The sequence below is a fragment of the Pseudarthrobacter sp. Hb11 genome, assembly GCF_059383655.1.
This window is the reverse complement of record NZ_JBWZCM010000001.1, coordinates 593906-610977: the sequence shown is the minus strand read 5'-3', so window position 1 is coordinate 610977 and position 17072 is coordinate 593906. Positions and strand designations below refer to the sequence as shown.

Annotated in this window: 15 protein-coding genes; 6 read left to right on the top strand and 9 right to left on the bottom strand. The window is 66.7% G+C overall.

Going from position 1 to position 17072, the window contains the following annotated elements:
- Nucleotide 1: 1 nt before the first annotated feature.
- From AC50X7_RS02900 to AC50X7_RS02880, 5 genes are all read left to right on the top strand, one after another.
- Complete coding sequence (locus AC50X7_RS02900; RefSeq protein ID WP_494977659.1) at nucleotides 2–979, top strand: aldo/keto reductase; 978 nt, start codon at nucleotides 2–4, stop codon at nucleotides 977–979.
- 7 nt (nucleotides 980–986) lie between these two features.
- The gene (locus AC50X7_RS02895) at nucleotides 987–2012 is read left to right on the top strand and encodes a nucleoside hydrolase (protein WP_494977658.1); all 1026 of its coding nucleotides are present in this window, start codon (nucleotides 987–989) and stop codon (nucleotides 2010–2012) included.
- Nucleotides 2013–2175: 163 nt separating this feature from the next.
- On the top strand, nucleotides 2176–2994 hold the full coding sequence (locus AC50X7_RS02890; protein WP_494977657.1) for an ECF transporter S component: 819 nt from the start codon (nucleotides 2176–2178) through the stop codon (nucleotides 2992–2994).
- Between the two features lie 10 nt (nucleotides 2995–3004).
- Complete coding sequence (locus AC50X7_RS02885) at nucleotides 3005–3742, top strand: energy-coupling factor transporter transmembrane component T (RefSeq protein WP_494977656.1); 738 nt, start codon at nucleotides 3005–3007, stop codon at nucleotides 3740–3742.
- Nucleotides 3743–5290 (top strand): ABC transporter ATP-binding protein, encoded by a 1548-nt coding sequence (locus AC50X7_RS02880; RefSeq protein ID WP_494977655.1) that lies wholly within the window; start codon nucleotides 3743–3745, stop codon nucleotides 5288–5290.
- A 79-nt stretch (nucleotides 5291–5369) separates the two neighbouring features.
- Here AC50X7_RS02880 and AC50X7_RS02875 read toward each other — a convergent pair whose 3' ends face one another.
- From AC50X7_RS02875 to AC50X7_RS02835, 9 genes are all read right to left on the bottom strand, one after another.
- The gene (locus tag AC50X7_RS02875; protein WP_494977654.1) at nucleotides 5370–7547 is read right to left on the bottom strand and encodes a 3-hydroxyacyl-CoA dehydrogenase NAD-binding domain-containing protein; all 2178 of its coding nucleotides are present in this window, start codon (nucleotides 7545–7547) and stop codon (nucleotides 5370–5372) included.
- Entirely contained in the window at nucleotides 7544–8827 is a 1284-nt protein-coding gene (locus tag AC50X7_RS02870) for a thiolase family protein (protein WP_494977653.1), read from the bottom strand. The genes AC50X7_RS02875 and AC50X7_RS02870 overlap by 4 nt, the downstream gene beginning before the upstream one ends.
- A 165-nt stretch (nucleotides 8828–8992) precedes the next feature.
- Complete coding sequence (locus AC50X7_RS02865; RefSeq protein WP_494977652.1) at nucleotides 8993–10327, bottom strand: HRDC domain-containing protein; 1335 nt, start codon at nucleotides 10325–10327, stop codon at nucleotides 8993–8995.
- 87 nt (nucleotides 10328–10414) lie between these two features.
- Nucleotides 10415–11065 (bottom strand): DUF3000 domain-containing protein, encoded by a 651-nt coding sequence (locus AC50X7_RS02860; RefSeq protein ID WP_494977651.1) that lies wholly within the window; start codon nucleotides 11063–11065, stop codon nucleotides 10415–10417.
- 61 nt (nucleotides 11066–11126) lie between these two features.
- Nucleotides 11127–12224 carry a threonine aldolase family protein gene (locus AC50X7_RS02855; protein ID WP_494977828.1) on the bottom strand — a complete coding sequence of 366 codons (1098 nt, stop codon included), beginning with the start codon at nucleotides 12222–12224 and terminating at the stop codon, nucleotides 11127–11129.
- A 62-nt stretch (nucleotides 12225–12286) separates the two neighbouring features.
- Entirely contained in the window at nucleotides 12287–13057 is a 771-nt protein-coding gene (locus tag AC50X7_RS02850; RefSeq protein ID WP_494977650.1) for an SDR family oxidoreductase, read from the bottom strand.
- Nucleotides 13054–14421, bottom strand: a complete 1368-nt coding sequence (locus AC50X7_RS02845) for a DUF6421 family protein (RefSeq protein WP_494977649.1) — start codon at nucleotides 14419–14421, stop codon at nucleotides 13054–13056. Before AC50X7_RS02845 ends, AC50X7_RS02850 begins: the two co-directional genes overlap by 4 nt.
- A gap of 143 nt (nucleotides 14422–14564) precedes the next feature.
- On the bottom strand, nucleotides 14565–15083 hold the full coding sequence (gene msrB / locus AC50X7_RS02840) for a peptide-methionine (R)-S-oxide reductase MsrB (protein ID WP_494977648.1): 519 nt from the start codon (nucleotides 15081–15083) through the stop codon (nucleotides 14565–14567).
- A gap of 14 nt (nucleotides 15084–15097) precedes the next feature.
- Entirely contained in the window at nucleotides 15098–15589 is a 492-nt protein-coding gene (locus AC50X7_RS02835; RefSeq protein WP_494977647.1) for a hypothetical protein, read from the bottom strand.
- A gap of 113 nt (nucleotides 15590–15702) precedes the next feature.
- Between AC50X7_RS02835 and AC50X7_RS02830 the strand changes: the two genes are divergently transcribed.
- Nucleotides 15703–17031: an alpha/beta hydrolase family protein gene (locus AC50X7_RS02830; RefSeq protein WP_494977646.1), complete on the top strand. Its 1329-nt coding sequence runs from the start codon at nucleotides 15703–15705 to the stop codon at nucleotides 17029–17031.
- Nucleotides 17032–17072 lie beyond the last annotated feature (41 nt).

The following is a 17072-nucleotide window of genomic DNA, read 5'->3' as shown; positions in this document are numbered from 1 at the left end:
CATGACCACGTACCGCCGTGTTGGAAAGTCCGGCCTGACCGTCTCTACTGTCGGCCTCGGCTGCAACAACCTGGGACGCGCCAATACCGCCACCGAGTCGCAGGAGGCAACCGACGCCGTCGTCCATGCAGCGGTGGACGCGGGAATCACCCTGTTCGATGTTGCGGACAGCTACGGCCGGGAACCCGGACTGAGCGAAACGATGCTCGGCAAGGCCCTTGGCAACAGGCGGGCCGACGTCGTTGTGGCCACCAAGTTCGGTATGGACATGAAGGGCGCCAGCGGAGCAGACTTCAACGCCCGCGGCTCGCGCCGCTACATCATGCAGGCCGTGGAGGCCTCGCTGCGGAGGCTGGGCACCGACTGGATCGACCTCTACCAGTTCCACACTCCGGATCCGTTGACCCCCATCGACGAAACACTGTCCGCACTGGATGCCCTCGTCACCAGCGGCAAGGTCCGGTACATCGGGCATTCCAACCGGGCCGGCTGGCAGATCGCCCAGGCGGAGTACGTGGCCCGCGAACTCCGCGGTGCCCGCTTCATCTCCACCCAGAACCATTACAACCTCCTGGACCGCCGGGCCGAGCTTGAGGTGACGCCGGCCGCAGAGGAGTTCGGCCTGGGCGTCCTGCCATACTTTCCCCTCGCCAATGGCCTGCTGACCGGCAAGTACTCACCCGGCCACGCCCCGGACGGTTCCAGGCTCAGCCACACGCGCAAACACCTGGTTCACGACGCCGACTGGGACCAGCTGGACAGGTTCAGCAGCTTTGCAAGGGAACGCGGACTGAACGAGATCCAGGTGGCTTTCTCCTGGCTCGCAGCCCAGCCGTGCGTGGCGAGCGTCATTGCCGGCGCCACCAGGCCGGAACAGGTCCGCCAGAACGCGGAATCAGCGGACTGGCTGCCCTCGGAAAAGGACCTGGCGGAGCTGAACAGCATCTTCCCCGCCGCTCCCAAGGTGGCCCTGTTCTAGGACCGCCATGACCGCCTTCCTGCTGGACGTGGACACAGGCATTGACGATGCCCTGGCCCTCGCCTACCTTGCCGCCCTGCCGGACACGGAGTTCGTCTCCGTCACCGCCACTCCGGGAAATGTTGACGTGGACCAGGTGGCGCGCAACACCCTGGCGCTGCTGGAACTGTGCGGCCGCCAAGGGGTGGAGGTGGCCATCGGCGCCCGGGAACCGCTGGCCATACCGCTGCTGACCACTCCCGAAACGCACGGCCCCCAAGGCATCGGCCACGCGGTCCTGCCGGAACCGGCCGGCAGTGTGTCGGCGCGCAACGCCGTCGACCTGTGGGTGGAACACGCCCGGGCCCGGCCGGGGGAGCTGACCGCCCTCATCACCGCACCCCTGACCAACTTTGCGCTGGCTCTGCGGCAGGAACCGCAACTGCCGGAGCTGCTGGCCAAAGTGGTGATTATGGGCGGCAGCTTCTACCACCAGGGCAATACAACGCCCACCGCCGAGTGGAACACACACGTGGACCCGCACGCGGCCAAGGAAGTCTATGCCGCTTTCCAAGGCATGCCGCTGGAAAAACTTCCCATCGTCTGTTCCCTGGACACCACCGAGCGGATGGAGCTGCACCCCGTACATGTCCGGCAGCTGGCAGAGGCGTCCGGGGCGAAATTTCCCGAACTGGTGCTGCCGGAACAGCCGGAGGGCCAGCGCAGCACGTCCGACAACATCCTGGTACGGCACCTGTCCGATGCGCTGCGGTTCTACTTCGAGTTCCACCGCCACTACGACCAGGGCTACCTGGCCCACGTCCACGACTACTTCGCCGCCGGCGTCGCAGCCGGCACCCTCGACTTCGAGGCGCGTCCCGCCACCGTTGACGTCGAGACTGGCTCCCCGATGCTGATCGGCACCACGGTGGCTGACTTCCGGGGGCTCTGGGGTCAGGCGCCAAACGCCCGGGTGGTGTTCGCCAACTATCCGGACGCTGCGTTCCGCGAGCTGGTGTCCGCCGTCGGCAGCCTGGCCTGGCGGCTCGGATGAGCGGGGCAGGGACCCGTCGCGAGGGCGCCCGGGCAGCCGCGGTAGAATAGTCGGCGGACCGGACAGGCGCAGCTGCCTGGCGGCAGCTGCCGAGGTGACATAAGCAGCGTTCCATTCCGGCCCCGGATTCCCGGGCCGGCCGTGCGCACCCCAAAGGAACTCCATGTCATCGCCCTCCCTGACGCTGCCATCCCCGGCACCGGCCGCCGCCCGCAAACGCCGCGTACTGGAAATCCTCGGCGCCGTGGCCATCGCCGGCACCTACATCTACCTCGTCCTCAACCAGCCCGCAGACATCACCGGCGGGCCGGGAAGCGCCTCCGCCCTGATCGCTTTGTCCGGTTTCCTGGTGGGCGCCATCCTGCTCGTCGTCGCTGTGCTGCCTACCCTGCCGACCTCAACCATCGTGCTGATCCCGGTGGCCCTGGTGCTGAATATCGTGCTCGGCCAGTTCGTGGGCAGCACCCTGGTCCCGTTCTACCTCGACGCGATCGGTACGGTACTGATTGCGGTCCTCGCCGGTCCGGCGGCCGGCGCAGCAACGGGTGCCTTGAGCAGCATCGTCTGGTCGTTCTTCAATCCCACCGTGCTGCCATTCGCTGCCGGTGCGGCACTGATCGGGTGCCTCGCAGGCCTTGCTGCGCGTTACGGACTCTTCCGCCGTTTCTACTTCGCGCCCGTCGCCGGGTTCCTCACCGGGATCATCGGTGGAGTGGTTTCGGCCCCGGTGGCGGCCTTCGTCTTCGGCGGCACGTCCGGTGTGGCCACCGGAGCCATAGTCAGCGCCTTCCGTTCCATGGGGGACACCCTCCTGGCCGCCATCACCAAGCAGGCCCTCATCTCCGACCCCATGGACAAAGCCATCGTGTTCACGGTGGTGGCTGTGCTGGTCTACGCCCTGCCCCGCCGCGCAAGCCTGCAGTTCCCGTTTGTCCGGCGGCACCGCGTGCTGGCCGGCAAGGCGCTCGAACAGGGCTCCTGACCGCCTGCCCATGCGACTGCATCCGCTGACGTCCCTGGCGGCTGCCGGCAGTACGGCAGTCATTACGACGGCGGCGGCGAGCTGGCCGCTGTCCCTCGCCGTGATGGCGGCCGCGGTGGGTCTCTCGGCTTGGGGCGGTACGCTCCGCCGGCTGCTGCCCGCGGCAGCTGGCGTCCTGGTGCCGCTGTGTATGTCGCTGCTGGCCCTGCACGGCCTGTTTTTCCCGGAAGGGCTTACCGTGCTGGCGTCGTGGGGCCCCGCGCGCGTCACCACCGAAGGGCTTTCCTTTGCACTCCAGCGGGCAGCGCAGCTCTCGGCAGCCGTCCTGGCCCTCCTGGTGTTTTCCTTCAGCGTCAGCGTTCCGGACCTGGTGGCGGCGTTGTCCGCGAAAGGCATCCAGGGCCGGATTGCCTTCGTGCTGGCGTCCACCCTGACCCTGCTGCCTGCCGCTGCGTCCCGGCTGGAACGCATCAGGCAGGCCCAGGAAGCTCGGGGGCTGGTGATCCGCCGCGGCCTGCTGCACCGGATTACCGCTTTCCGGCTGCAGGCAGTTCCCTTGGTGTCGGCGCTGGTGGAGGAAGCGGGAACCCGCGGCGCCGCGCTCGAAGCCCGCGGCTTCGGCAGCACCGGCCCCCGCACCAGCTACCGGGAAGTGCCGGACCGGTTCCTGGAGCGGTTGCTGCGCATTCTTCTGCTACTGGCCGCGGTGGCTGCGGTGGCGGCCCGTCTGTGGCAGGCGGGAGGCTAGGTGCATTCCACCACTGCCCTCAGCGCGGGCATCAGGAGCTTTACGTACCATGAGGAGGACACGCCCGTCCTTCGCGAGGTGGACCTCTCCTTTGCACCCGGGACCCTTACGGCGATCCTTGGTGCTTCCGGAAGCGGCAAGTCCACGCTCGGCAGGCTCCTCGCGGGCTGGCTGCCACCCGGGGCAGGCGGGAACCTGCACGGGCACCTTGAACTTGCGGGGACCAGGCTCCACTACATCGGGAGCGCCGACGATCCCCGGCTCAACCCTGCCCAATGGGGTGCACGGGTGGGGTTCGTCCCGCAGGACGCCTCCAGCGCTTTGTCCACGGTCAGTGCCACCGTGGCCGAAGAACTGGCTTTCGGTCTCGAAAACGCAGCACTGGACCGGGCCGCCATGAAGGCAGCCGTGAAGCGCACCGCGGACCTGCTCGGACTGAACGGGCTGCTGGACCGCCACCCTGGCACGCTTTCCGGCGGACAGTTGCGGCGCCTGGCCATAGGCTGTGCTGTCATCGCGGATCCGGCCGTCCTGGTCCTGGACGAGCCTTTTGCCTCCCTTGACTCAGCGGGGACGGACAAACTGGCACACCTGCTGCGCAGGCTCGTGACCGGCGGGACCGCCGTCGTCGTCCTCAGCCAGGCGACTGACGAGGTGCTGCTCGAGGCCGACTGGTGGATAGTCCTCGACCGCGGCACGGTGACCGCCAGCGGCACACCGAAGGACCTGCACCCGGCGCCTGAACGCCTGCCGGCCGCGATCAGACGCCCGGCCATGCAGCCGAGCTTGAAAATGCCGGCCCGGGCCAGCGCAGCACTGGATCATCAGGCTGCTGCCGGGCCCGTCCTGGAACTCCGGGGTGTGGGCTTCGGGTACCACGGCAACCCGGGCCGCGGCAGGAAGGCCAGGGCGGCCGCCCGCGGTGCCGGCGGGCAGGGACCCAACACGGTGCTGCAGGGGGTTGACCTGGTGCTCTTGCCAGGGGAAATCGTTGCCGTCACCGGAGCCAACGGCGCGGGTAAATCCACGCTCCTTCGACACTTCAACGGATTGCTGCGGCCCACGGCCGGCTCTGTGTACGTCAACGGGGAGGACATTGCCTGCGTGCCCGTCGGCGAGGTGGCCGCTTCCGTGGGACTGCTCTTCCAGAACCCGCGGGACCAGCTCTTCGAACGGACTGCTGCCCGGGAGGTCCGGTTCGGTTTGGGCCGGCGGTTCGGCGCCGACGAGGCGACGGAAAGAACCGCCGCAGCCCTGGCGTCCGTGGGCCTGTCCGGTTCCGCGCACGACCATCCGGCCGAGCTGCCTGCTTCCTCACAACGGCTGCTGGCACTGGCAACGGTCCTTGCCCGCAGCCCGTCCGTCATAGCCCTGGACGAGCCCACGGTTGCCCTGGACGGAATTGGCCTTGCTGTACTGGACGCCGCGGCCCGTTCCGCAGCAGCGGCCGGTGCCGCCGTCGTCCTGGTCACCCATGACGTGCCCTATGCACGTTCGGTGGCGGACCGCCTGCTAATGCTCGACGGCGGGCGGCTGCTGGGCAGCTAGTACCGGCGCCTGCGCGCAAGGGCTCCGTCCGGCGTACCGGACGGAGCCCGCTGCGTGTGCCTGTGAAGGGCCCGCTGTTCTAGACGTCTGCGGGTTGGCCTGCCGGCCGTGAGGCAACCCCCGGCGGGAGGAAACGCTTGCCGTTGACCCGTTCCGAGGCGCCAACCCGGTCAAGGTAGGGGGTGATTCCGCCCAGGAACATGGGCCAGCCGGCGCCGAGGATCATGCAGAGGTCGATATCTTCCGGTCCGGCCACCACCCCTTCCTCCAGCATCAGGCAAATTTCCCCGGCGAGGGCATCCTGGGTGCGCCGCAGGACCTCCTCCGTGGTGGAGGGGCTGGTCCCGAAGGACATCAGGGACAACGTGGACTGGGGGATTTCCAGTGAGCCGTCCTGGCCGGGAGCCCACAGACTTTTCACGCCGTTGTCGATCAGTTTCTGCAGATTCGCGGATACCGTGAACCGTTCACCGAAGGCCGCATGCAGCGACTCCTGGACGTGCTGGGCCACGGGAAGTCCCACCATGGCGCCGAGGGTGAAGGGGGTCATCGGCAGGCCCATGGGGCGCAGGGCGTTGTCCGCCACCTCGGCGGGAGTTCCTTCGTCAAAGGCTGCCGTGACTTCACCCATCAGCCGCAGCAGGATCCGGTTGACCACGAAGGCAGCGGCATCCTTGACCAGCACACCGGTCTTTTTCAGGGCCTTGGCCAGCTCAAATGCCGTGGCCAATACCGCATCGTCGGTTTTCGGGGCGCGGACGATCTCCAGCAGCGGCATCACAGCCACCGGGTTGAAGAAGTGGAAGCCCACCAGCCGTTCCGGGTGCTGCAGGTCTTCCGCCATGGCAGTCACGGACAGCGAGGACGTATTGGTGGCCAGGATGCATTCCGGGGTAACGATCGCCTCCAGCTCGGCGAACACGTGCTTCTTGACGTTCAGCTCCTCAAAGACGGCTTCGATGACGAAGTCGGCGTCGGCGAAAACGTCCTTGGAAACGGAGCCCGTCACCAGCGCCTTGGTGCGGTTGGCGCCGTCCTGGCTGATCCGCTTTTTGCCCAGGAGCTTGTCCACTTCGGCGTGGACGTAGCCCACGCCCTTGTCCACCCTGGCCTGGTCAATGTCTGTCATCACCACGGGCACCTTCAACTGCCGGGCGAAGAGCAGAGCCAGTTGACTGGCCATCAGGCCCGCGCCCACCACACCTACTTTGGTGACCGGACGGGCCAGCTTGCGGTCCGGAGCGCCGGCGGGGCGCTTGGACCTCTTCTGCACCAGGTCCAGGAAGGCGTACACGGTGGCACGGAATTCGTCGGTCTGCATCAGTTCGGCGAGGGTTTCGCACTCCAACGCAGCGGACTCGGGCTGGGTCATGGTGCGGTTGGCCTCGAGGATGTCCAGGACCTTGGCCGGAGCGGGTGCGGCATTGGACGTTTTGGCTTCCACCAGCACACGCCCGGCTGATACGGCGGCGGCCCACCGTGCTGCCGTGTCCGGATCAGCGGGGTCGACGGCGTTGGCACGTTCCGCAGTTGCCTCACCTGTGATGACATTCGCGGCCCAGGCAAGGGACTGCTCCAGGAAATCCGCCGGCTCGAACATGGCGTCGGCGATGCCCAGCTCGAAGGCCTGGGGACCCGTCAGCGTCCGGTTGTTGCTCAAGGGGTTTTCGATCATGACCTTCACTGCGTTTTCCGGGCCAATAAGGCGCGGGAGGATGTACACGCCGCCCCAGCCGGGAACCAGGCCGATAAACGCTTCCGGCAGCGCCAGCGCGCCGGCTCCTGTCGACACTGTGCGGTAGGTGGACTGCAAGGCAATCTCCAGGCCGCCGCCCAGTGCTGCGCCGTTGATAAAGGCGAAGCTTGGTACACCCAGGTTGGCCAGAGTGCTGTAAACGTCATGGCCGAGCTGGGCCATCCACAATCCGTGCTCGCGCTTGTCCAGGGTTTTGACCGTGGAAAGGTCTGCGCCGGCCACCAGGTAGTAGGGCTTGCCGGTGACGCCGACGCCTACGATTTCGCCGCGGCGCGCCCGTTCCCGGAGTTCCTCGAGCACGGTACCGAGTTCCACCAAGGTGTTCGGCCCCAGCGTGGTGGGCTTCGAGTGGTCCAAGCCGTTGTCCAGCGTAATGAGGGCAAACGTGCCGGGACTGGGCCTTCCGGCCGGAGCCGGGAGTTCGATGTCCTGGACGTAGGAATGTGTCACGGTTTCGTTGGGAAAGAGGTCGGCAAGCTGGGTGAAATCTGCGGCACTCATGCTGCTCCTTCAGAAACGGTTTCGGTAGTTGCGGCGGATTCCCGTTGCCGGCCCCCGCTGTAGTCGGCGTGGTGCGGATTCTCCCAGATGACGGTGGCACCCATGCCCAGTCCCACGCACATTGTGGTGATGCCGTACCGCACGGAGGGATCCTCCTCGAACTGCCGGGCGAGCTGGTTCATCAGCCGCACTCCAGACGAGGCGAGCGGGTGGCCCACCGCAATGGCTCCGCCGTAGCGGTTGACCCGGGGATCGTCGTCGGCAATGCCGAAATGTTCCAGGAAGCTCAGCACCTGGACGGCAAAGGCTTCATTGATTTCGAACAGGCCGATGTCCCCGATGGACAGCCCTGCGTTTGCCAGGGCCTTCTCGGTGGCGGGAACGGGGCCGATGCCCATGACTTCAGGCTCCACCCCGGCATAGGCGTAGCTGACCAGGCGCATACGGACCGGCAGCCGCAGCTCAGCGGCGGTTTCGGCTGATGCAAGGATGGCGGCGGTGGCGCCGTCGTTCAGGCCGGCGGCGTTTCCTGCGGTGACCCGGCCGTGGGCACGGAACGGCGTGCGGAGGGTGGCCAGGTCAGCCATGGTGGTGCCCGGCCGGGGCGGCTCGTCCACGGTATTCAGGGTCCAGCCCTGGCCCGGCTTCAGGGTCGCTACGGGCACCAGGTCCTGCTGGATCCGGCCGCCGCGGCGCGCTTCATCAAACTTCTTCTGCGACGCCACGGCGTACGCATCGGTCCGCTCCTTGGTGATGGAGGGAAAGCGGTCATGCAGGTTCTCGGCGGTGTTGCCCATGTTCAGCGCTGCCGGATCCACGAGCCGTTCTGACATAAACCGCGGGTTGGGGTCCGCTCCCGAGCCCATCGGGTGGTTGCCCATGTGTTCAACGCCGCCGGCAATCACCACATCGTATGCGCCGAACCCGATTCCGCCGGCGGTGGTGGTGACGGCGGTCATGGCTCCGGCGCACATGCGGTCGATGGCGAAGCCGGGAACGGTCCTGGGGAGTCCGGCAAGGAGGGCTGCTGTCCGTCCGAGCGTCAGGCCCTGGTCGCCGCTTTGGGTCGTGGCCGCGATGGCCACTTCGTCGATGCGTTCGGGCGGCAGCGATGGGTTGCGCCGCAACAACTCACGGAGGCATTTAACTATCAGGTCGTCGGCCCGGGTGCCGGCGTAGATGCCTTTTTCTCCTGCCCGGCCGAAGGGTGTGCGGAGGCCGTCGACAAAAACGACGTCCCGGACAGTGCGGTTGGACGCGCTGCTTCCGTTGTGGCTCACGTATAACTCCTCATCGAGACGTAGGCGTCAGCACCTGCCGCAGGGCGGCAGGCAGCTGAACGGCAATACTTCCAATGTTACTCGCGAGTAACTTAGGCCGCAAGGGGCGGATTTTCCGCAGGTGCTGACCCTGGCGGGCGTCAGCACCCGCTTACTGTTCGGGGCCTATTGTCCGGCAGCAGCCACGTCAGGCTTGGGTTCCTTTGGCGGCAGCGGCTGTGGGTTGAGGAACGCGTCCTTGATGAGGGGCGCCGCCAGTTCCACCTGCCATTGCCGTGCGCCGAGCATACGAAGTTCCGCACCCACTGCTGATTCGCTGATTTCAGCAGGTGGCCGCCACGCCACACGCCGCAGGTAGTCGGGGGTCAGCAGGTTCTCCAGCGGGAGGTTCAGCTGATCGGCCTTTTCCTGCAGCAGCGGCCGGGCGGTCGCCAGCCGGGCCGCGGCCTCGGGATCACGGTCGGCCCAGACCCGGGGCGGGGGCGGCGCGTTGGTGGCCAGATGCAGCGGCGGAAGATCCTCCAGGTCCCGGGCCGCCGCGATGCAGCGCAGCCACCGGGGAGCCTCGCGCTGCGCAGCCCGCCCGTGAAAGCCTTTGGTGCCGAGCAGTTGTGGAACGGTGGACGGCATTGCCTTCGCCGCCGCCACTAAAGCCGAATCCGGAATCAGCCTTCCCGGGGCCACATCCCGCTTCTGTGCCAGGGAATCCCGTTCGAGCCACAGCTCCCGGACAGCCGCCAGTTGCCGACGGTCGCGGATCTGGTGGAGGCCGGACGTTTTCCGCCACGGGTCCACCCGTGGCGGGGCGAGTCCGGCGTCCAGGATGGCCGCGAACTCCTGTTCCGCGTACTCGAGCTTGCCGTCAGCTTCCAGGAGTTCAATAAGTTCCTCCCGCAGCTCCGTCAGGACCTCAACATCCAGGGCGGCATACCGCAGCCACGGCTCGGGAAGGGGCCGGGTGGACCAGTCAGCGGCCGAGTGTTCCTTGGCCAGCCCGAACCCCAGCAGCTGCTCAATAACGGCGGCCAGGCCAACCCTTGGCAGGCCTGCCAGGCGGGCCGCCAGCTCAGTGTCAAAAAGCCTGTCCGGCCACATGCCCAGTTCGGACAGGCAGGGCAAGTCCTGGCTGGCTGCATGCAGGATCCACTCGACGCCGCGCAGGGCATCGTTGATGATGTCCAGGTTCTCGAAGGGCTCAGGATCGATCAGCCACGTCCCCGCCCCTTCCCGGCGGATCTGGACCAGGAAGGCACGCTGTCCGTAGCGGAAGCCGGAGGCCCGTTCAGCGTCCACTCCGGCCGGCCCGATGCCTGCGGCGATCGCAGCCGCGCACCGCTCCAATCCGGCCTGCGTTTCGATGACCAGCGGAACGCCCTCGCGGGGCGAATCGAGCTCAATGATTTCGGGGATGGGGCTGTCAAAGCCTTCCACCGTGATGTGGGGTGCGGTATCAGCAGCCGGAACGCCGGCCGTGGTGTTTTCCGGAATGTTAGGGGTCATGATGCCCTTAGTTTACCGGCTGGCCGGTAACGGACTGCCTTCCGGGCGCCGCCGGGCCGGCCGCCAGCCACGCTGCCAGCCATGCTGCTAGCTCCGGCGCCGGTTGGGGAGCGGGGTGACGCCGTCGGGGAGGGGCGGCAGGCCTGCGAAGGTGCACACCATGTCGGACCAGGCTTCAAGGTGGGCGGTCACGTCTGAGGTGGCCGGAGTCCAGGACGCGCGGAGCTCGATGTCGATGGAGCCGGGCCGTTCCGCAAGCGTCCCGAAGCTTTCCGAAAGCACCCGGGTGGCCGTGCCGCCGGCTGCGCGGTAAGGGGCTTTGTGGTTCTCGAGCGCCTCCACGAGCCAGGTCCACGCCACAGTTCCCAGCATCTCGTCGTTGCCCATCTCCGGCTCCAGCTGGGCACGGATGTAGGTGACGATGCGGAACTCCCCGTCCCACACCGCTGAGCCCTCAGGGTCGTGGAGCAGGATGAAGCGGCCCGTTGCCAACTCGGTTTCGTCGTCGTCCGCTGTTCCTGACGCGGCAGCCAACGCCATAGCGGCGGGGCCGTGCAGGGGAGTAGTGGCGGTGCCGGGCCCCGGTGCCAGAACCTCCGCGCCCAGCGCTACGGCGAACGGCGCGAGGCGGGCCGGCGCGGGAATCTCCGCGAGGTGGAGTTCCGCGCGGCACTGGGCTTTCCTGAGGGTTCCCAAGGCGTGGAGAAATTCCGGGGGAACCTTGTCAAGTGCGTTCACCTTCGCAGGTTACGCAACCGGGCCGGTGACAGCGGGAAGGCTCGCCGTCACCAGACGCCGTCTAGCTGGACTGTCCGTTTCCAAAAGTACGAAGCTCATGGCGGATTGCTGCCACAAAGGCATCAATGTCCTCCTCGGTGGTGTCGAAGGAACACATCCACCGGACTTCCCCGGCGGCCTCGTTCCAGTCATAGAAGCGGAAGGAGTTCCGCAGCCTGTCCGCCACCCCCGCGGGCAGGATGGCAAAGACGCCGTTGGACTCGGTTTTCTGCGTCGGCTGCACACCGTCAATGGTGTCGACGGCGGTGCGGAGCCGGGTGGCCATGGCGTTGGCGTGGGAGGCGGACCGCAGCCAGAGGTCGCCTTCGAGGAGGGCAATGAACTGGGCCGACATAAAACGCATCTTCGACGCGAGCTGCATGTTCATCTTCCGCAAGTACACCAGCCCGTGCGCCGCCTCCGGGTTCAGCGCCACCACCACTTCGCCGAACAGCAGCCCGTTCTTGGTGCCGCCGAAGGAAAGGATGTCCACGCCGGCGTCGCGGGTAAACGCCCGCAGCGGGACCTGAAGATGTGCTGCGGCATTGGCCAGCCGGGCCCCGTCCATGTGGAGCTTCATGCCTTTGGCGTGTGCGTGGTCGGCGATGGCCCGCACCTCTTCCGGCGTGTAGCAGGTTCCGAGCTCGGTAGTCTGGGTAATGGAGACGGCGAGCGGCTGGGCGCGGTGCTCGTCGCCCCAGCCCCAGGCCTCCCGGTCGATCAGTTCGGGCGTGAGCTTGCCGTCCGGTGTGGGGACGTGCAGGAGCTTGATGCCGCCGATGCGCTCCGGCGCGCCGTTTTCGTCCATGTTGATGTGGGCAGTGGAGGCGCACACCACGGCGCCCCAGCGGGGGAGCAGCGACTGCAGCGACAGGACGTTGGCGCCGGTGCCGTTGAACACGGGAAAGCACTCGATGCCGGGCCCGAAGTGTGCCTCCATCAGTTCCTGCAGCCGGGCGGTGTAGTCATCCTCGCCGTAGGAGACCTGGTGGCCATCGTTGGCCGCAGCCAAGGCCGCGAGGACCTCCGGGTGGACGCCGGAGTAATTGTCCGAAGCGAATCCGCGGATGGTGGGATCGTGCAGCCGGGTTCCGGCGGCAGTCTCTGCTGTTGTTGTCATGGCTTTGCTCACGCTTTCAGTCTAGATACTGTCCGGACACCGGACAGTCACGAACGGGACAGTCAGGGCGCCAGCAGGAGCCGGCTGCCGTTCAGCCCGCTGGCCTCGGTATCAAAAAGTCCCACGACGGCGCGAGCCAGGTCTTCGACGTCAGTTGCGCCGGGGAATTTCCGTTCCGGATGGTCCCGTCGCATCGCATCGTCCACAAGGGCCTTGACCACCAGCACGACGGCGGCCGCCTCCCCGGCGCTGTTGGTCCCGCCGTTGTTGCCCCGGCGGAAGCCGTCTGCCATCGCCATGGTCCACGCTTCGGCCGCTGCCTTGGCAGCAACGTAGCTGGCCGTGGCGGCCATTGGCTTATCCACGGCAGTTGAGGAAATCATCGCAAACCGGCCGCAGCGCGATCCGGCAATATCGTCGAAGAAGGTGCGCGAGACGTTCCGGAGCGTGGTGATGGCGCCGCGTTCCAGGAAGTCCCAGTCCTCGTCGGTCTGGTCGGCGATGCCTTTGGCGCCGCGCCAGCCGCCCACCAAGTGGATGACGGCGTCGATGGTCCCGGCAGCCGCGGACACATCCGCCCGCAACTGCCGCACGTGTTCGAGTTGGGCCAGGTCGCACACAAGGCCCGTGACGCCGTCGCCGGCCTCTTTGGCCGCGGCTCCGATCCTTGCCTGGTCCGAACCTACGGTGAACACCCGGTGGCCGGACCCGTGGAGGGCCCGGGCGACAGCGATGCCGGAGGCTCCACTGCCGCCGGTGACCAGGATATTCAGCCTCGGCGCCTGGGTCCCCGCTGCGCCAGGTGCTTCCTCTGCCGCCGGTTCTTCGGTCACAGGGCAGAAGCTCCGGTGATTCCGGCAGTTGACTCGATCACAGGGCGCATCTTTTTCTCCAGTGCTTCGTAGAACATGGACAGCGGGAATTCATCATCGAGCACCTGGTCCGTCAGGCCGCGCGGGGGACCAGCCAGGGCCAGCGCGTCGGGACCCTTGGCCCAGATAGAAGCCGGGTTGGGAGTAACGGTAGCGGAGATCAGCTGGTAGGCGGCAAGCCAGTGGGCGGTTTTCGGCCGGTCGATGGACCGCCAGTACAGGTCGTCGATGCTTGCCCCCAAGGCGATGACGGCGTCCGCTACCTCGTCCCAGTCGATGGTGAGCCGGGTATCGGTCCAGTGCAGGACGTGGTGCTGGTGCAGCCAGGCGAACAGGAGCTGGCCGCCCAGTCCGTCGTAGTTGCGGACCCGGCTGCCCGTGATGGCGAAGCGGAAGATCCGGTCGAAGATGATGGCGTACTGCACCAGCTTGGCGTGACGCCGGGCTTCCGGATCGGCGTCGTCGTCCTTCTCGATGCGGACGGACTCACGGAAGGCCGTCAGGTCGCAGCGCAGCTCTTCGAGGGAGTACAGGAAAAAGGGCATCCGCTGCTTGATCATAAAAGGATCGAATGGCAGGTCGCCGCGCATGTGCGTCCGGTCGTGGATGAGGTCCCACATCACGAACGTGGCCTCCGTCAGATCCTGGTCCGCGAGCAGTTCCGCCGCTCCTTCGGGAAGCTCCAGGCGGGTGGTCTCGGCCGCTGCCTTGAGCACGCGCCGGAACCGGGCAGCCTCGCGGTCGGCAAAGATCGCCCCCCAGGTGAAGGTGGGGGTTTCCCTGACGGCGACCGTTTCCGGGAACAGCACTGCGGAGTTGGTGTCGTAGCCGGCCGTGAAGTCGAGGAAGCGGATTGGGACGAACAGTTTGTTGGAGTAGTCCACGGCCTCCAGCCCGGCGATGAACTCCGGCCAGATCACCTCGATCAGGACTGCCTCGACCAGCCGGTTGCTGCTGCCGTTCTGGGTGTACATCGGGAAGACCACCAGGTGCTGGAGGCCGTCCCGGCGCTGTTCCTGCGGCTGGAAGGCCAGGAGCGACGACAGGAAGTCAGGGACGGTGAAGCCGTTGCCTGCCCAAGCGGCAAAGTCTGCGCAGACGGCGTCCAGATAGGGGGCGTCGTGCGGAAAAGCCGGGACGAGGGCGCGGACGGCTTCTACGATCTCGCCCACGGACCGGGATGCTTCTTCGTGGGCGCCGGCGTCGGGAATGGAGCCGTCCTTAATCTGCAGGGACTGCAGGGACGAAGCCGCGGCCTTGAGTCGGAGCCAGTCCTGGTTGTCCGCCGTTATTCCGGTCGAAGCGGTGGTCAGTGTTTCGGTCATCGTCGGCTGCCTTTCTGGTTGCTTGCCATCTACGGCGAGCGTAGCAAGCAACCAGCAGGACTAATCTTAAAAGAGGTTGAGCTTAAGAAAGACTAATCCTCAGCGGGCCTTGAACTGCTGTTAGCTCCAGCGTTCCCGGACTCTCAGGCGTCAGCATCCGGCGCAGTGACCTGCGGGTCCTGGCGCGGAACGAGCTTGAGGGATACGGAGTTGATGCAGTAGCGCTGGTCAGTGGGCGTTCCGTACCCCTCGCCGCCGAACACGTGTCCCAGGTGGGAATCACAGGTGGCGCACCGGACCTCCACCCGCTCCATTCCCAACGTCCGGTCGTGGATGTACCGCACGGTACCGTCAGCGAGCGGGGCCCAGAAAGAGGGCCAGCCGCAGTGCGAATCGAACTTCTCGTTGCTGGTAAACAGTTCCGCGCCGCAGGCCCGGCACTGATAGACCCCCGCTGTGTGGGTGTCCCAGTATTCGCCCGTGTAGGGCCGCTCGGTCCCGGACTGCCGGAGCACGTGGTATTCCTCCGGCGTCAGCTCCTCCCGCCACTCGGCGTCGGTTTTTTGGACGGCCGGTTCGGCCTCGGGCGCCTCAGGGGCAGGATCCGCAGCCTTGTTTCCGAAAATACTGTTACCCAGGATGTTGTTTCCGAAGATGCTCATAGCCTTGACAACGCTCAGGAGTCGCCGATAAATCCCGAACCTGCGTACAGGTGCAGGACGGGGAGGCCCAATTGGTCCTGGGCCTTGTTGGCCCAGTCGGTGTGGAAGGTGTCTGCCACTGCGTGCGGCCTGGTGATCACCACGGCCTGCGAAGCGCCGGTCTCCTTGACCTTGGACACCAGGCCCTGCACCGCCCCGCCGTCCACCACCTCTCCGCTGACGCCCGCACCGAGTCCGGCCAGCGCCGCCAGCGAGACCGCAAGGGTTTCCGCCGCCTGCGCCCGCTCTGCCGCCGGATCCGGAGCATGGGTTGTCAGCTCCCGGAACGCCTTGGCGATGTCCAGTAAGGAAAGGTTCTCAAGAAAGTCCACCAGCAGATGCCGCTCTGTGTTCGCCGGGACCAGCACCACGAGCCGGGTATCTGCTCCGTCCACCAGGCGCTCGATGTTCAGGCGGTCGTCCGCCCCCAAAGGTTCTTCGGTCAGGATGACGATGGGATCACTCATGGCCTTAGCCTAGTCCGGCGTTGGGTGCGCTGCACTCCTTCGAGTTCAGGGGCATTCCCCACCCGGCCGCGGGAAATACGGCCTCGCGGTGCCGGGGCGGTAAGAATAGTTCCATGGCACTTTTCCAGCGCACCCGCCCTGCTTCAGTCCCGCCTATCCAGGATCCGGGTGCCGGATTGTCCCTTCGCGCGAAATGGGCCATCGGCGGGGCCATCGGCGGCGGCGCCCTGACCGGGCTGCTCGCCACCGGGTCGTCGGCGCTGGCTGTCTATTTTGCCCGCCGCGTTATCACCCCCGCCCGGCATCGCACGGCTGACCAGGAAGTCCTGGCTGTGATCCGGGACGGCCACCGGCAACAGGTGATCCTTGCGGCCAATGACGACACCACCGTGGACGGGGTGTACGGATTCTTTTTCGACGGCGGAAAGGGGCACGCGCGGATCGGCCGCATCGTCTCGTATTCTCCCGCTGAACGGACGGTGGCGCGGGAGGTCGAAGCTGTTTACTCGGGGGATCTTAGCCAAGCGCGCTGGGGCTGGTGGAGCGGCGCCGTCTACCCGGACCCGGCCGCCGTCGGAATCCCTGCAGAGGACGTGTTGATCGACGTGGACCGGGGGCAGGCGCCCGCCTGGCTGGTCCGCGCCGGCGGCACGGCACGGACCTGGGCGGTGATGGTGCACGGACGCGGAGCCAGCAGGCAGGAGGCCCTGCGCGCCGTCGGACCTGCCCTTGAACTTGGACTGACCAGTCTCCTGGTGTCCTACCGCAACGACGGACTTGCGCCGTCGGCGGACGACGGGCGGTACGGCCTGGGCTCTACCGAGTGGCGCGACATCGAAGCAGCCATTGAATACGCCTTGGCCAACGGCGCCGAGGAGATCGTGCTGTTCGGCTGGTCAATGGGCGGTGCCATTTGCCTTCAAGCTGCCGACTTGTCGCGCTACCGGAACCTCATCCGGGCCATGGTGCTGGATGCGCCGGTCATAGACTGGGTGACGGTCCTCGCCCACCATGCCCAGTTGAACTGGATCCCGTCGCTGGTGGGGCGCTACGCGCAGCTCATGCTGGGACACCCGCTGGGGCGGCGGCTCACGGGACTGTCCGCTCCCGTGGACCTCAAGGTGATGGACTGGGTGGCCCGTGCCGTGGAACTGCGGACTCCCACCCTGATCATCCACAGCGTGGACGACGAATACGTGCCGTACAAGCCCTCAGCGCTCCTGGCCGAGCGGAACCCGGAAATAGTCACCTTTGAGGCTTTCAACCATGCCCGGCACACCAAGGAATGGAACGTTGATCCCGAACGGTGGGAGAGCGTGGTAAAGGCGTGGTTGCGGCAGCAGCTGGCGCCCCGGCTGAATCCCGGCGGGATCCGGCAGGGAACCGACGCTGCAGTGCCGGAGGATCGGCTCAGTAGTTCCCAGGACCGTCCGGGGGAGTGAAGGTGCGGCTGCACGCCCCGCGGGCCTGCTGACGGGCTGGC

What these genes read in the sequence shown, in the direction of transcription:
- AC50X7_RS02900 (WP_494977659.1), top strand. Translation starts at nt 2, where the DNA reads ATGACCACGTACCGCCGTGTTGGAAAGTCCGGCCTGACCGTCTCTACT.
- AC50X7_RS02895 (WP_494977658.1), top strand. Translation starts at nt 987, where the DNA reads ATGACCGCCTTCCTGCTGGACGTGGACACAGGCATTGACGATGCCCTG.
- AC50X7_RS02890 (WP_494977657.1), top strand. Translation starts at nt 2,176, where the DNA reads ATGTCATCGCCCTCCCTGACGCTGCCATCCCCGGCACCGGCCGCCGCC.
- AC50X7_RS02885 (WP_494977656.1), top strand. Translation starts at nt 3,005, where the DNA reads ATGCGACTGCATCCGCTGACGTCCCTGGCGGCTGCCGGCAGTACGGCA.
- AC50X7_RS02875 (WP_494977654.1), bottom strand. Translation starts at nt 7,547, where the DNA reads ATGAGTGCCGCAGATTTCACCCAGCTTGCCGACCTCTTTCCCAACGAA.
- AC50X7_RS02865 (WP_494977652.1), bottom strand. Translation starts at nt 10,327, where the DNA reads ATGACCCCTAACATTCCGGAAAACACCACGGCCGGCGTTCCGGCTGCT.
- AC50X7_RS02855 (WP_494977828.1), bottom strand. Translation starts at nt 12,224, where the DNA reads ATGACAACAACAGCAGAGACTGCCGCCGGAACCCGGCTGCACGATCCC.
- AC50X7_RS02845 (WP_494977649.1), bottom strand. Translation starts at nt 14,421, where the DNA reads ATGACCGAAACACTGACCACCGCTTCGACCGGAATAACGGCGGACAAC.
- msrB (WP_494977648.1), bottom strand. Translation starts at nt 15,083, where the DNA reads ATGAGCATCTTCGGAAACAACATCCTGGGTAACAGTATTTTCGGAAAC.
- AC50X7_RS02835 (WP_494977647.1), bottom strand. Translation starts at nt 15,589, where the DNA reads ATGAGTGATCCCATCGTCATCCTGACCGAAGAACCTTTGGGGGCGGAC.
- AC50X7_RS02830 (WP_494977646.1), top strand. Translation starts at nt 15,703, where the DNA reads ATGGCACTTTTCCAGCGCACCCGCCCTGCTTCAGTCCCGCCTATCCAG.